The organism is Gemmatirosa kalamazoonensis (genome assembly GCF_000522985.1).
GTDB lineage: Bacteria > Gemmatimonadota > Gemmatimonadetes > Gemmatimonadales > Gemmatimonadaceae > Gemmatirosa > Gemmatirosa kalamazoonensis.
The window spans coordinates 674,606-688,027 of the sequence record NZ_CP007128.1; the positions used below are offsets into that span (position 1 = coordinate 674,606).

The 13,422-nt window shown below is 72.0% G+C and carries 8 protein-coding genes; 5 read left to right on the forward strand and 3 right to left on the reverse strand.

Translation table 11 applies throughout. The annotated features are described in order from the left end of the window. Positions 1–20 precede the first annotated feature (20 nt). The 3 genes from J421_RS02885 to J421_RS02895 all read right to left on the reverse strand — a co-directional run bounded on the left by J421_RS02885 (position 21) and on the right by J421_RS02895 (position 5,303). On the reverse strand, positions 21–2,687 hold the full coding sequence (locus J421_RS02885) for an ABC transporter permease (RefSeq protein ID WP_104022177.1): 2,667 nt from the start codon (positions 2,685–2,687) through the stop codon (positions 21–23). After that, positions 2,684–3,049 (reverse strand): PadR family transcriptional regulator, encoded by a 366-nt coding sequence (locus J421_RS02890; RefSeq protein WP_025409663.1) that lies wholly within the window; start codon positions 3,047–3,049, stop codon positions 2,684–2,686. The genes J421_RS02885 and J421_RS02890 overlap by 4 nt, the downstream gene beginning before the upstream one ends. 244 nt (positions 3,050–3,293) lie before the next feature. After that, positions 3,294–5,303, reverse strand: a complete 2,010-nt coding sequence (locus tag J421_RS02895) for a M1 family metallopeptidase (protein WP_025409664.1) — start codon at positions 5,301–5,303, stop codon at positions 3,294–3,296. Between the two features lie 176 nt (positions 5,304–5,479). Here J421_RS02895 and J421_RS02900 point away from each other — a divergent pair, with 176 nt between their 5' ends. The 5 genes from J421_RS02900 to J421_RS02920 all read left to right on the forward strand — a co-directional run bounded on the left by J421_RS02900 (position 5,480) and on the right by J421_RS02920 (position 13,041). Then, positions 5,480–6,982, forward strand: coding sequence for a S8 family serine peptidase (locus J421_RS02900; protein ID WP_158508641.1), 1,503 nt, complete (start codon positions 5,480–5,482; stop codon positions 6,980–6,982). A gap of 64 nt (positions 6,983–7,046) precedes the next feature. Then, the gene (locus J421_RS02905; RefSeq protein WP_025409666.1) at positions 7,047–7,940 is read left to right on the forward strand and encodes a hypothetical protein; all 894 of its coding nucleotides are present in this window, start codon (positions 7,047–7,049) and stop codon (positions 7,938–7,940) included. A gap of 154 nt (positions 7,941–8,094) precedes the next feature. Further along, entirely contained in the window at positions 8,095–8,499 is a 405-nt protein-coding gene (locus J421_RS02910; RefSeq protein ID WP_025409667.1) for an acyl-CoA thioesterase, read from the forward strand. Between the two features lie 92 nt (positions 8,500–8,591). Further along, positions 8,592–11,963 (forward strand): WD40/YVTN/BNR-like repeat-containing protein, encoded by a 3,372-nt coding sequence (locus tag J421_RS34275; protein WP_025409668.1) that lies wholly within the window; start codon positions 8,592–8,594, stop codon positions 11,961–11,963. Positions 11,964–12,309: 346 nt separating this feature from the next. After that, the gene (locus tag J421_RS02920) at positions 12,310–13,041 is read left to right on the forward strand and encodes a DUF998 domain-containing protein (RefSeq protein ID WP_104022178.1); all 732 of its coding nucleotides are present in this window, start codon (positions 12,310–12,312) and stop codon (positions 13,039–13,041) included. Positions 13,042–13,422 lie beyond the last annotated feature (381 nt).

Consider the following 13,422-nt stretch of genomic DNA (forward strand, 5'->3'; position numbering starts at 1 on the left):
TTTGTAAGGACTCGCCGCGCTCACCCACGCAGCGCTTCCGTCGGGTCCACGCCCATCGCTCGACGCGCGGGCACCAGGCTCGCCAACACCGCGACGCCGAGCAGCACCGCGCACACGCCGCCCAACGTCGGCAGATCCACCGGCGACACGCCGACGAGCATCGCCCGGATCGCGCGCGCCACCAGCACCGAGCCGACGAGCCCCGCCGCGAGCCCCGCGCCGCACATCCGCAGCCCCTCGCGCAGCACGAGCCCCAGCACCGTGCGCCGCTCGGCGCCTAACGCCATGCGCAGGCCGAGCTCGAACGCGCGCTGCGAGACGCCGTACGAGATCACCCCGTACGTGCCGACGCCGGCGAGCAGCAGCGCGAGCGCCGCGAACGCGGACAGCAGCGCGGTGCTGAAGCGCCGGCTCGCCACCGACGTCGCGACCACGTCGTTCAGCGTGCGGATCTCCGACACCGGCGCCGTCGGCTCGAGCTCGCGCACCGCGGCGCGCAGGGCGGGCGCGAGGCGCGCCGGGTCGCCCGAGGTGCGCAGCAGGATCGCCATCGCGCGAGGCACGAAGTACGCGCTCTGCGCCGCCTGCGCGTGCGGGAAGTACATCGTCTGCTCCGGCGTGTCGTCGAAGCCGTGCGAGCGGATGTCGCCCACCACGCCGACGACGGTCACGAGCGGCGACTCGCGGCTGAGCTGGAAGCGGCGCCCGACGGCGTCCTGCCCCGGCCACGCGAGCTTCGCGAACCGCTCGCTCACGATCGCCACCAGCGGCGCGCCGGCGGCATCGGCCGTCGTGAAGTCGCGCCCCGCGAGCAGCGGCAGCCCGATCGCCGCGAGGTAGCCCGGCGTCGCCTGCTGCGGCACCGCGGACGGCCACCGCCCGTCGGGGTAGTTGCCCCCCTCCGGCTGGAAGCCCCACAGCCCCCCCGCGTCCACCACCGGCAGCCACCCCGACGCGCCCACCGCGCGCACGCCCGGCACGGCGCGCAGCCGCTCGATGAGGCGCGAGAAGAACGCCGCGGTGCGCGCGTCGTCGTAGTCGCGCCGCGAGATCGACACCTTCGCCGTGAGCACCCCCTGCGGCACGAAGCCGAGATCGTTCGCGCGCAGATGGGCGAGGCTGCGCAGCAGCATGCCGGCGCCGGAGAGCATGACGACGGCGAGCGCCACCTCCGCCGCGACGAGCGCCCGCCGCGCGCCCGCCGACGTGGTCTGCGGCCCGGTCCCCCTGCCCCCTTCCTTCAGCGTCGCGGCGGCATCGGGCGCGAGCCGCCACGCCGGCACGAGGCCGATGAGCAGCCCCGTTGCCGCGACGATGCCCAACGTGAACAGCGCCACGCGCCAGTCGAGACCGATCGCGGCGACGCGCGGCAGCCCGTCCGGCGCCGCGGCGCGCAGCAGCCGCGTCAGCCCCCACGCCCCCGCCGCGCCGACCACGCCGCCGAGCACCGCGAGCACGAGGCTCTCCGTGAGCAGCTGCGTCACCAGCCGACGCGTCGACGCGCCGAGCGCGTTGCGCAGCGCCATCTCCTTGCGCCGCGACTCGCCGCGCGCGAGCAGCAGGTTGCCCACGTTCGCGCAGGCGATGAGCAGCACGAAGCCCACGGCGCCGAGCAGCGCGAGCAGGTACGGGCGCGTGGGCCCGACGAGCTGCTCGCGCACACCTTCCATGTGGGGCAGCAGCGGCTTCGCGGGGTCGAAGTGCTGCGGCTCGTCGCGCATGATGCGCCGGTCGAGCGCGGTCGCCTCCCGCATCGCCTGCTCGATCGTCGCGCCGGCCCGCAGACGCCCGACCATGAACAGGAAGTGATTCGTACGCCCGTTCACGCTGTCGGGGCGCGGCGGCGGCATCGGGCCCCACATGTCGGTGCGCGCCTCGGGGAAGTCGAAGTGCGCCGGCATCACGCCGACCACGGTGCGCGGCAGGCCGTTCACGTGAATCGACTTGCCGATGATCGACCGGTCGCCGCCGAAGCGCCGCTTCCACAGCGCGTGGCTCAACACGGCGACCGTCGACGGGTGCTCGGCGTCACCCTGGAACTCCTCGGGGAGGAACGTGCGCCCCAGCAACGGAGCGACGCCGAGCAGCGGGAAGAAGTCCTCGGTCGCGGGCACGAAGCGCACGCGCTCGGGATCGCCCTCGCCGGTGAGCGTGTCCTCGCGGCGCGTGTACGCCGCGAGCTTCTCGAAGCTCCGCAGCTCGCGCCGGTAGTCGAGGAAGTCCTGCGGCGCCGCGAGCCAGTGCGGCGGCTCGTGCCCGAACGCGACCACGCGCTCCGCGTGCGGGTACGGCAATGGGCGCAGCAGCACGCCGTTCACGACCGAGAAGATCGCGGCGTTCGCGCCCACGCCCAACGCGAGCGTGGCCAGCACCACCGCGGTGAACGCGGGACGGCGGACGAGGTCGCGCAGCGCGAACCGCGCGTCCTGCAGCAGGGTGCGCACGATCGGATCCTCCGGCGGACGGTGTAGGGGAACGATCTTTCGCGCGCGCAGCCGCTCGGCGAGCGCGGAGAGCGCGGTGTCGACGACGATGCGCAGCCACACGAGCACACGCGGCTCGCCCAGCGCGCGCGCATGGCGCAGCCGGTCGTGATGGAACTCCGCCATCGCGCGGCCCCAGCGGCGGCGGAACTCGGCGGGATAGAGGCGCAGCAGCGCGCGGGCGATCCGCGCTTCGACGCTCACGCGCGCGCCGGCGCGATGATGCGCCGCTCTTCGGCGATGCGCAGCAGCTCGCGCAGCCGCAGCAGCTCGGCGGCGAGCACGCGGCGGCCGAACGGGGTGAGCGAGTAGTGGATGCGCCGCTCGTCCCCCTCGTCCGGCGCGTCCGACTCGGCGACGACGCCGGCGCCCTCGAGGTTGCGGACGTGGCGGTACAGGTTCCCCGCCTCGAGCGCGATGCGCCCCTCCGTGTGCGCGACGATGTCCTGCCGGATCCCGTACCCGTGCCGAGCGCCGGCGCTCAGCATGGTGAGGATCAGCAGCTCGATCGGCTTCAGCGGGAGCAGGTCCTGCGGGTCCGGGTCACGGCGGCGCGGAGGGGACACGGGACGGGCGGGTGGAGGTAGCTGTGCTCATTTTGAGCATAGACAGCGCGAACCGCCAGGAGGGTTGCTTCGCGCCTCTCCGGACTCCACGTACGTGGTTTCATTGGACTGAAGAAGGACTGAAGAAGGACTGAAGAAGGACCAACAACTCTGTTGGTGTTCTCCTTCTTCAGTCCTCCTTCAGTCCTTCTTCAGTCCCACCAGATATCGTACGTGGAGCCCGGTGTCGCCACGCAGATCGACGTCAGGGCACGCCCGCCCTGGGCCAGACGTTGTCCAAGGGATCGCCGTCCGGAAACCGCATGCCGGGGTCCAGCGTGATCCGCTCGATGCTCCGCGGCCCGAAGTCCAGCACCGCGTCGTACGTCCGCCGCCCGTCGAACCAGACGTCCACCGGGAACGTGACGATCGCGGTGCGCGCGTCGACCATGCGCGCGTTCGACATCGGCGTGATCGCCGGGCCGTCCGCGGCGAACTTCACCTCCAGCACCACCGGCGACGGCATGTCCCCGTCCTGGCGCACGGTGACCGTGGTGCGCCCGCCGGTGACCGTCGTCGCGCGCGCGATCGACCCGTCGACCGACGCGGTGGTGAACAGCCAGGAGTACCAGAACCAGCCGAGGTCCTGGCCGAGCGCGTTCTGCATGTAGAACGCGTAGTCCCACGGCGTGGGATGCTTGAAGCGCCACGCCTGCGCGTAGCCGCTCATCGCCCGCCACACCGCGCTGTCGCCGACGACGCCGCCGAGCGCGGAGAGCATCATCGGCGCCTTGCCGTACGCCTGGAACGAGTACATCGGGCCGCCGTAGTTCGCGTTCCACATCAGCGGCGCCTCGCGCTCGTTCCCCGCCACGCGGCCGTAGCTCTGGCCCAGCGTGTCGAGGTTCGCCGGCTTCCCCTCGGCGTCGTAGTCGGAGAGGCGGTTCATGTACTCGTTGAACCCCTCGTCCATGAAGCCGTACCACGTCTCGTTCACACCGACCATCATCGGCCACCACTCGTGCCCCGCCTCGTGGTCCGCCGCGCCGACGCCGGAGAAGATGATCTGCGGATACTCCATCCCGCGCTCGGGACCGTCGACCATCGTGAGCTGCGGGAACGCGTACGGCATCCAGAGCCGCGAGTAGAACTGGAGCGCGTGCCGCACCACGGGCCCCGCCTGCCGGAACTGCGCCGCGTGCGACGGCTCGTAGAGGACGTGCACGGGCACCGCGCCCCTTCCCGGGATCGTCGCGCGCGTCGCGTCCCACACGTAGCGGTCCGACGTGGCCCACGCGAAGTCGGCGACCGAGTCCGCGGTGAAGTGCCAGACGAGGCGGCCGCCGGCGGCGCCTAACGTTCCCTTGCCCCGCTCCGCCGCGCCGACGATCGGCCGCGTGGCGTCCGACTCCAGCACGTGCGTCAGCCGCTCGCGCGTCGTCGGCGAGAGCACCGCCTCGGGGTTGCGCAGCGTGCCGGTCGCGGCGACGAGCCATCCCGCAGGCACGTCGACGCGCACGTCGAAGCTCCCGAAGTTGTTGTAGAACTCACTCGGGCCGAGGTACGGATCGGTGTCCCAGCCGCGCAGGTCGTCGAACACCGCGACGCGCGGGTACCACTGCGCCACCTGGTACAGCGAGTCGGCCCACCGGCCCATGCGCTCGCTGAACCCGCCGCCGACGCTCGGCACCTTGAACGACCACTCGGCGTCGAGCGTGGCCTGGCCGCGCGCGGCGATCGCGTCGGGCAGGCGGATCGTGGCCACCGTCGTCGTGAGCCCCGACGCCGCCGGCACGGTGGACGGTGGGTCGCTGCGGCCACGCGGCGCGGGGTTCAGGTCCACGGCCTGACCGTTCACGGCGAGCCGCGTGACGCGCATCCCGTCCGTGATCTCGATGCCGGTGAGCGCCTCGGCGCGCACGGCGTCGGGGCGGAAGAGGTTCTGGTCGAGCCGCAGCACGATCGTGCGCAGCGCGGAGTCGCTCGCGTTGTGGATCGTCACGCGCTCCGTGCCGTGCACGATCGACGTCGCCGCGTCGAGCCGCGCGTCGATGGAGTAGTCGACGCGGAGCTGCCAGTAGCTGCGCCCCGGGCGGCCGGTGGAGTCGCGCGTGCCGGCGGCGAACGCGCGGCGGATCATGTTCGTGAGCGGGATGTCGCGCCGCACGGCACGCGGTGGCGGCGGGGGCGTGCGGGTCTGGGCGTGCAGCGGCTGCAGCGACGGCAGCGGCAGCGCGGCGAGGAGGGCCAGCGCCGCGGCGGTCCGGTTCGTCATCGAGGCTCCTGCGGAGGTCGTGCGAAAGATGGTCGAGTGGCGCTCCCGATGGGGCCGGCGGCGTGGGTTGCCGTCCGATCGGGGGGGCATACAATAGCCGAGCGCCGTCACGACGCCGGACGACGACACCGTCGCGCGGCGCACGCTCGCCCACCCGAGGCGACAGGAGGTCGCTCATGCGTGCAACGATGCTCGGCACGACGGCGGTCGCGGTCGGCACGCTCGCCGGACTCGCCGCCTGCGGCGACGCACCGGCGCCGACCGCCGCGACCCGCACGACCGACCTGCACGTCGTCGCTCCGTCGTTCACCTCGGCCGCCGCGTCGGTGCCGATCGCCGGGAGCTACATCGTCGTCTTCCGGTCCGACGTGGTCGACCCGAGCGCGGTGGCGAGAGATCTCGCGAGCAGGCACGCCGGCACGCTCGCGCATCTGTACACGTCGGCATTGAAGGGCGCCGCGCTCGCGCTCAGCGCCGCCGACGCCGCGCGACTGGCGAGCGACCCGCGGGTCGCGCTCGTCGAGCAGGATCAGGAGATCCGCGCGGCCGGCGTCGAGTCGCCGACACCGTCGTGGGGGATCGACCGCGTGGACCAGCGCGCGCTCCCGCTCGACAACAGCTACACGTACGACACCGACGGCACCGGCGTGAGCGTCTACATCCTCGACACCGGCATCTACTTCGCGCACCCCGACTTCGGCGGGCGCGCCGTGACGGGCGTGGACGAGGTGACGCCCGGCGGTACCGCGGCGGACTGCCACGGGCACGGCACCCACGTCGCGGGCACGGTCGGCGGGACCTCCACCGGCATCGCCAAGAAGGTGCGGCTGGTGGCCGTGCGCGTGCTCGATTGCACGGGCGTGTGGTCGGTGTCCGGCGTCATCGCCGGCGTGGACTGGGTGACGGCCGACGTGCAGAAGGCGAGCGGCGATCCGACGAAGGTCGGCGGCCGCCCGGCGTCGGCGAACATGAGCCTCGCCGGCGCGTACTCGGCGACGCTGAACCAGGCGGTCGAGAACTCGATCGCCGCGGGCGTCACGTACGTGATCGCGGCCGGCAACAGCACGGCCGATGCGTGCAGCTACTCGCCCGGCAGCGCGCCCGACGCGCTGACCATCGGCGCGACCAACCGGGTGGACTCGCTCGCGTACTTCTCGAACCGCGGCGCCTGCGTCGATCTCCTCGCGCCGGGAGTGGACATCGTGTCCGACTGGCTGGACGGCGGCACGCACACGATGAAGGGCACGTCGATGGCCGCGCCGCACGTGACCGGCGCGGCGGCACTGTATCTCGCGGCGCACCCGGGCGACTCGCCGGCGCAGGTCGCGTCCGCGCTGACGAGCAACGCCACGTCCGGGGCGATCATCGGCGTCCCGCTCGGCACGCCGAACCTGCTACTCTACACGCGCGCCCCGGCAGCCCCGCCGCCGCCGCCCCCGGTGGCGAGCTTCGTCTACTCGTGCGCCGGGCTGACGTGCAGCTTCACGAACACGTCGACCGGGGCGACGTCGTACGCCTGGAGCTTCGGCGACGGCACGACGTCCACCCTGACGAACGTGAGCCATACCTTTCCACGGCGGCACGCCAGCTACACCGTCACGCTCACCGCGACCAACTCCATCGGCGCCACGAGCTCGGTGTCGAGGGTGATCGACTGCCGCAACAAGGGCTGCGCGTGACACGACGCGTGGCACGCATGGCACGCGCGGCCGACGTGCCGACCCCGCGACCCCTGGACATCGGATGCAGACGAGCCCCGACCACTGCGTGATCTGCGACGCGCCGCTGACGCTGCTCGACGCCGCGACGCAGCCCACCTGCCGCTCGTCCGCGTGCCGGTGGCGCTACTCGACGATGCCGGCCGGCGAGAAGTGTCGCGTGTGCGGCCGGCCGCTCGCCCTCGCGGAGCGGGTGTCGCGCCTGTGCGGGCGCGCGGCGTGCCGCGACGAGCGGATGCGCGAGTGGCGCCAGTGGCGCGATCGCCGGCGCGAGGAGGACACGGCGCTGCGCGCGGAGGCGGCGGCGCTGCGGGCCGAGCGCGCCGCGGCGTTAGGCATCGCCGACGCCGAGTCGTACGTGGTGGCGCTCACGCCGGCATACGTCCGCGGCGGGCTGGTGCCGGTGCCGCGCGAGCGGCGGCGGGCGCTGCGCGCGCACCTGACGCGCGTGGCGACCGCGGCGATCGCGCAGCCCGACGCGGGCTCGGACGAGGCGCCCGACCCGCAGACCGACCCCGCGCTGCCTCCCGCGGTCGGGCGGCTGCTCGGCACCGCGTGCGCCACCTGCGGGGGGCACTGCTGCCGCAACGGCTCCGAGCGCGCCTACATCTCCGCCGACACGATCCGCCGCGTGGTGCGCAAGGAGCCCGGCCTGACCGTGAACGCGGTCGTCGCGCGCTACCTCCGGCGCGTCGGGAAGACCTCGCACGACGACTCGTGCATCTACCACGGCCCCACCGGCTGCACGCTGACGCGCGAGATGCGCTCCGACACCTGCAACCGCTACTTCTGCGGCGAGCTCGCGCAGCTCAAGCGCTCGGTGGAGCGAGGCAGCCTGACCCGCGTCTTCCTCACCGCGCACCGCGGCCCGGCCGGCGAGCTGGCCACCTCGGCGTTCGTCGACGCGACCGGCGCGTGACGTTGAACCGCGGAGGACGCAGAGGGCCGCAGGGGACTGCCCTCTTTGAATTGAACCACAGAGGACACGGAGGACACGGAGGAAGCCAATTGAAGTGGTTCTCCTCTGTGTCCTCTGCGGTTCGATTCGAAGAGGCAGTTCTCCGCGTCTCCGCGTGAGCGCACCGAGCCCATACGAGGTCCGCGTGCGCGTGGAGCCCACGGACCTCGACGACCAGGACCACGTCAACAACGTCGTCTACGTGCGCTGGGTGCAGGACGCGGCGATCGCGCACTGGCGGGCGCTGACGACCACGGACATCCAGGCGACGGTGGGGTGGGCGCTGCTGCGCCACGAGATCGACTACCGCGCGGCGGCGCGGCTCGGCGACGAGGTGATCGTGCGCACGCGGGTGGGGCACCTCGAGGGGATCACGTTCGAGCGGCTCACCGACATCCGGCGGGCGGCGGACGGGCGCGTGCTGGCGGAGTCGCGGACGCTGTGGTGTCCGATCGACCCACGGTCGGGGCGGCCGCGGCGGGTGAGCGAGGAGGTGCGGTCGCTATTTTCCGCCGGTTGACCGACGATCGACCGGCCGTCGACCGGCGCCGGGACAACGCCGTCCCGGGCCCGGCCGTACTCTGGAAGCTCGACTCACCCTTTCAGAGACCCATGCGCACCCCCCGTCTCGCCTCGCTCCTCGGAGGCGCCGCGCTGCTCGCCGCGGCCGTCCCCGCCTCCGGCCAGACGCTGGACTCCACGGCCGTCGCCGGCTTCCGCTGGCGCACCGTGGGTCCGGCGAACTTCCAGGGCCGCCTGTCCGACGTCGTCGGCATCCCCGGCCCGTCGAAGACGATGTTCGTCGCCGCGGCCGGCGGCGGCATCTGGAAGACGACGAACAACGGCGTCACCTGGCGCCCCGTGTTCGACGACAAGCGCATCATCTCGATGGGCGTGCTCGCCATCGCGCCCTCCGACACGAACGTGGTGTGGGCCGGCACGGGGGAGCCCAACAGCCGCAACACCATCGAGCCCGGCGCCGGCATCTACAAGTCCACCGACGGCGGCAACACGTGGACGCTGATGGGGCTCGAGAAGACCCAGCACATCGGCCGCATCGCCGTCGACCCGCGCGACGCGAACGTCGTCTACGTCGCCGCGTTAGGCGCCGCGTGGAAGCCGAACGCGGAGCGCGGCCTGTACAAGACGACCGACGGCGGCAAGACGTGGAACCTGGTGAAGTTCGTCAGCGACCGCGCCGGCTTCGTCGACGTGCAGATCGACCCGCGCAACCCCGATGTGCTCTACGCGTCGAGCTGGGAGCGCTACCGCACGCCGTACTCGCTGAACTCCGGCGGTCCCGGCTCGGGCCTCTGGAAGTCCACCGACGCGGGCAAGACGTGGACGGAGATCAAGGGCAACGGCTACCCCGAGGGCGTGAAGGGCCGCATCGGCATCGCGATCTCGCGCAGCAACCCCGACGTCGTGTACGCGCTCACCGAGGCGTACTCGATGGAGCCGCAGAAGGGCACGATGCAGCAGGGCGTGCGCCCGTCCGCGAACGGCCTCTATCGCTCGGCCGACGGCGGCAAGACGTGGCAGCACATGAACAACATCGACACGCGCCCGTTCTACTACTCGCAGGTGCGCGTCGACCCGAAGAACCCGGACCGCGTGTACTTCTCGTCGACCGAGCTGCAGGTCTCGAACGACGGCGGCAAGACGAGCCAGAACGCCGCGCAGGGCGTCCACGTCGACGACCACGGGATCTGGATCGACCCGAACGATCCGGAGCGGTGGGCGCTCGCGAACGACGGCGGCGTCGCCATCACGTTCGACAAGGGCGGCAACTTCTTCTACCCGATGAACCTCCCCATCGGGCAGTTCTACGAGATCAGCTACGACTATCAGGTGCCGTACAACGTCTGCTCCGGCGCGCAGGACAACGGCGCGTGGTGCGGACCGAGCCGGCGGCGCGGCGTGAACAACAACAGCTACTGGTTCACGATCTCCGGCGGTGACGGCTTCTACACGGCGCAGGACCCGGCCGGCGACTGGGTGTGGGGTGAGTCGCAGAACGCCGGCGTGCAGGGGCGCAACCTGAGGACGGGGCAGACGCTCCGCGTGACGCGGCCGAGCTGGCAGGAGCACTACCGGCAGTGGGAGGACTCCATCGCGGTCGTGCGCGGCGATCCGCTCCAGCCGTCGACGTCGCAGGCGAACGCGCGCATCGCGCAGCTCCGCGCGCGCCAGGTGAAGGACTCGGTCGACGAGGCGCTGCGCTTCAACTGGAACTCGCCGTTCTTCCTCTCGCCGCACAACCCGAGCGTCTTCTACCTCGGCGGCAACAAGGTCCTCAAGTCGCTGAAGCGCGGCGAGGAGCTGTTCACCATCTCGCCCGATCTGTCGAAGCAGATGAAGGCGCGGATGGACACGGCGACGAAGTACACCGGCGGCGTGACGCCGGACGTGACGGGCGCGGAGACGTACGGCACGGTGGTCGCGCTCGCGGAGAGCTACATCAAGCCCGGCCTGCTGCTCGCCGGCACCGACGACGGCAACGTGTGGATCACGCACACCGACGGCGGCGCGTGGGAGAACCTGAGCGATCGCTTCCCCGGCCTGCCGAGCAAGGACGTGTACGTGACGCGCGTCGAGCCCTCGCACTTCGACACGCTCACGTTCTACGTCGCGTTCGACAACCATCGGTGGAACGACTTCACGCCGTACCTCTACATGACCGAGGACGGCGGCAAGACGTTCAAGTCGATCGTGAGCAACCTGCCTAACACGTCGCCGGCGGACTACCTGCACGTCGTCCGCGAGGACCCGCACAACCGCGACCTGCTGTTCGTCGGCTCGTCGATCGGCGTGTACGCGTCGCTTGACCGCGGCAAGACGTGGACGAAGTTCTCGAGCGGTCTGCCGAGCGTGCCGGTGTACGACCTCAAGATCCATCCGCGCGACCGCGAGCTGATGGCGGCGACGCACGGCCGCGGCATCTGGCTCGTCGACGTCTCGGCCCTGGAGCAGATGACGCCGAAGACGCTCGCGGAGAACGTGGCGCTGTACGCGCCGCGCACGGCGTTCCAGTGGGGCGAGGGTCCGAACCTCGGCCTGCCGGGCAACGGCTGGGGCCAGGCGCCGTGGGTGGTGTCGCCGCCGTCGTACGGCGCGAACATCGTCTACCGCCTCAAGGACTCGGTGACGGGCCCGGTGCGCGTCGCGGTGAGCGACGCCGCGGGCACGCAGCTCTTCTCGGCGACGGGCCCCGCGGGCCGTGGCGTGCACACGGTGGTGTGGCCGTTCACGGGCGCGCCGGCGCCGCGCCGCGAGCTCACGCCGTCGGAGCGCCGCGACTCGATCCTTCTCAAGACGCGTGCGCCGCAGGTGCTCGACTCGCTGAAGCAGGCGGGCTACGACACGACGGCGCTCGCGAACGTCAGGCGCGTGGTGAACCTCGCCATGAACCCGCAGCAGGCCGGCCAGGGCGGCTTCGGCGGCCGGGGGGGCGGCAGCGGCGCTCAGGGCCGCAACGCACAGGTGGGCTGCGAGCACCCGGCGACGATGTGGGAGACGTTCTGCGCGCGCCCCGCGGAGCCGCCGGCAGCGGCGGCGGGTCGCGGTGGACGCGGCGGCGCTGCCGCTGATACCGCGGGCGGCGAGGGCGGCTTCGGCGGCGGCGGCGTGGGTGCCGGCGCGCAGAACGCCGGCCGGCGCGGCGGCGCCGCGGCGACGCTCGATCCGGTGCAGCGCGTGTGGGACATCATCGGCATGCACGCGCCGCAGGTGGCCGGCGGTCGTGGCGGTGGCGGCGGCGGTGGGTTCGGCGGGTTCGGTGGCTCGCTCGCCGATGCCGGGTCCTACGTCGTGACGCTCACCGCGGGCGGGCAGACGTACAAGCAGACCTTCCGCGTGGAGAAGGTCGGCATGGGCGAGAACGCCGCGATGGCCGACAGTCAGGACGAGGAGGACTCGGCCGACATCAATGGCGGGATCTTCCCGAAGAAGGATGCGCCGGCGTTCCGGATGTGGTGGTGGTGAGGTAAGGCGTTAGGCGGTAGATGGACGGCGGGGGCGTCGCTCGAAGAGCGGCGCCCCCGCTGTGCGTTCGATGAGCCGCGTGCGATGGTGGTGGCGCTCGGTCGGCCTGCAGCGTTCACGCGCAGCGTTTCTCCGCTAGTGCTCGGGCAACGATGCGTGGTGGCGGCCGGTAGACGCTGTCTAAACGGGCTGAGAGCCGCCATGCGCGGCGGGCGTTGGCGAGGTCGAGCACATGACGCATGTTCTGGCGCGAGAGACGCTGCCGTAAGGGGTAGCGGTGGAAGACAAAGGCGGTTCCGCCTAATCGGCGTTGGGTAGCACCGCGGCCCCCTACGCAGACACCGACATGAACGCTCGACGAGGGGCCTGGGCACTTGCCCGCTACGCGTTGGCCGTCGCAGTGCTGGCCGCCGTCGCGTCGGGGCTGTTGTACCCCGGTGGCACGGTGATCGACCCATCGACGCGCGGGTACTCGTTCACGCACAACTTCCTGAGCGATCTCGGAAGCACCGTCACGTTCGCCGGCGCGGAGAACACGCGCGGCGCGGTGCTGTTCGCCGTCGGCATGCTCGTCGGGGTAGTCGTGCTGGCCGGCTCGTTCGTCGGGGCCGTCCGACTCCTCTCGGCCGCCCCGCGCGCGCGCCCTTTCGCGCGCCTCGCCGCCGTCGCCGGCGCGCTCGTCTGCGGAGGGTTCCTGGTCGTCGCGCTCGCGCCCGCGGATCGCGCGTTCCGCCTGCACGTCATGTCGTCGCGAGTCGCGTTCTATTGTTTCCCGGTGGGGACCGCGCTACTCGGCGTGGCCACGACTCGGGACGCGCGGTTTCGACGACCCGCGACGGTGGGCTGGACGGCGCTGACGCTCGTGCTCGTGGGGTTCATCGCGATGGCGCACCTGGGCCCGAGTCCCGACTCGGAGCGCGGGCTGGTCACCCAGGTGGTCATGCAGAAGGTCATGGCAGCGACCGTGCTCGTTGTCTTGTGGCTCGAGAGTCGCGAGGCGGAGTCGGCGAGGCAGAGAGCGACGCCCGTGCTGCCCAACGAATCGTTGCAGCTGACGAGGGCGCGCAGCGCTCCGTAAATCGGAAGGCTCCAACCCTGCGCCTCCGCAGCTGAACTCTAGCGTTAGGCTGGCACGACCTTCAACAATGGGAGGGTACTTTGGAAGACGGTGCGGAAACCGGAGCCGCCGAGTGAGGCCCCTCGGCGTCTGGTCGGCGCGGCGCGTGGCTCTGACGGCACTCGCGTGGCCCGCCGCGCTCTTGTTTTTCACCGCCGGCGCGGCGTCCCTTGCGCTTCGCGCCGTGCGCAGGCAGGCCGCTGAAGATGCCGCGGCCCGCGCGGCCGCCACGCGTGACCGTATCGCCTATCTTCCGCCAGAGCCGCACGACTTCGTAGTGCTCGTCAGCGGGCCGGCCGCTGCTACGCTCGGGGCCCTCGTCCTCGGGCCGCCGGCGATTTT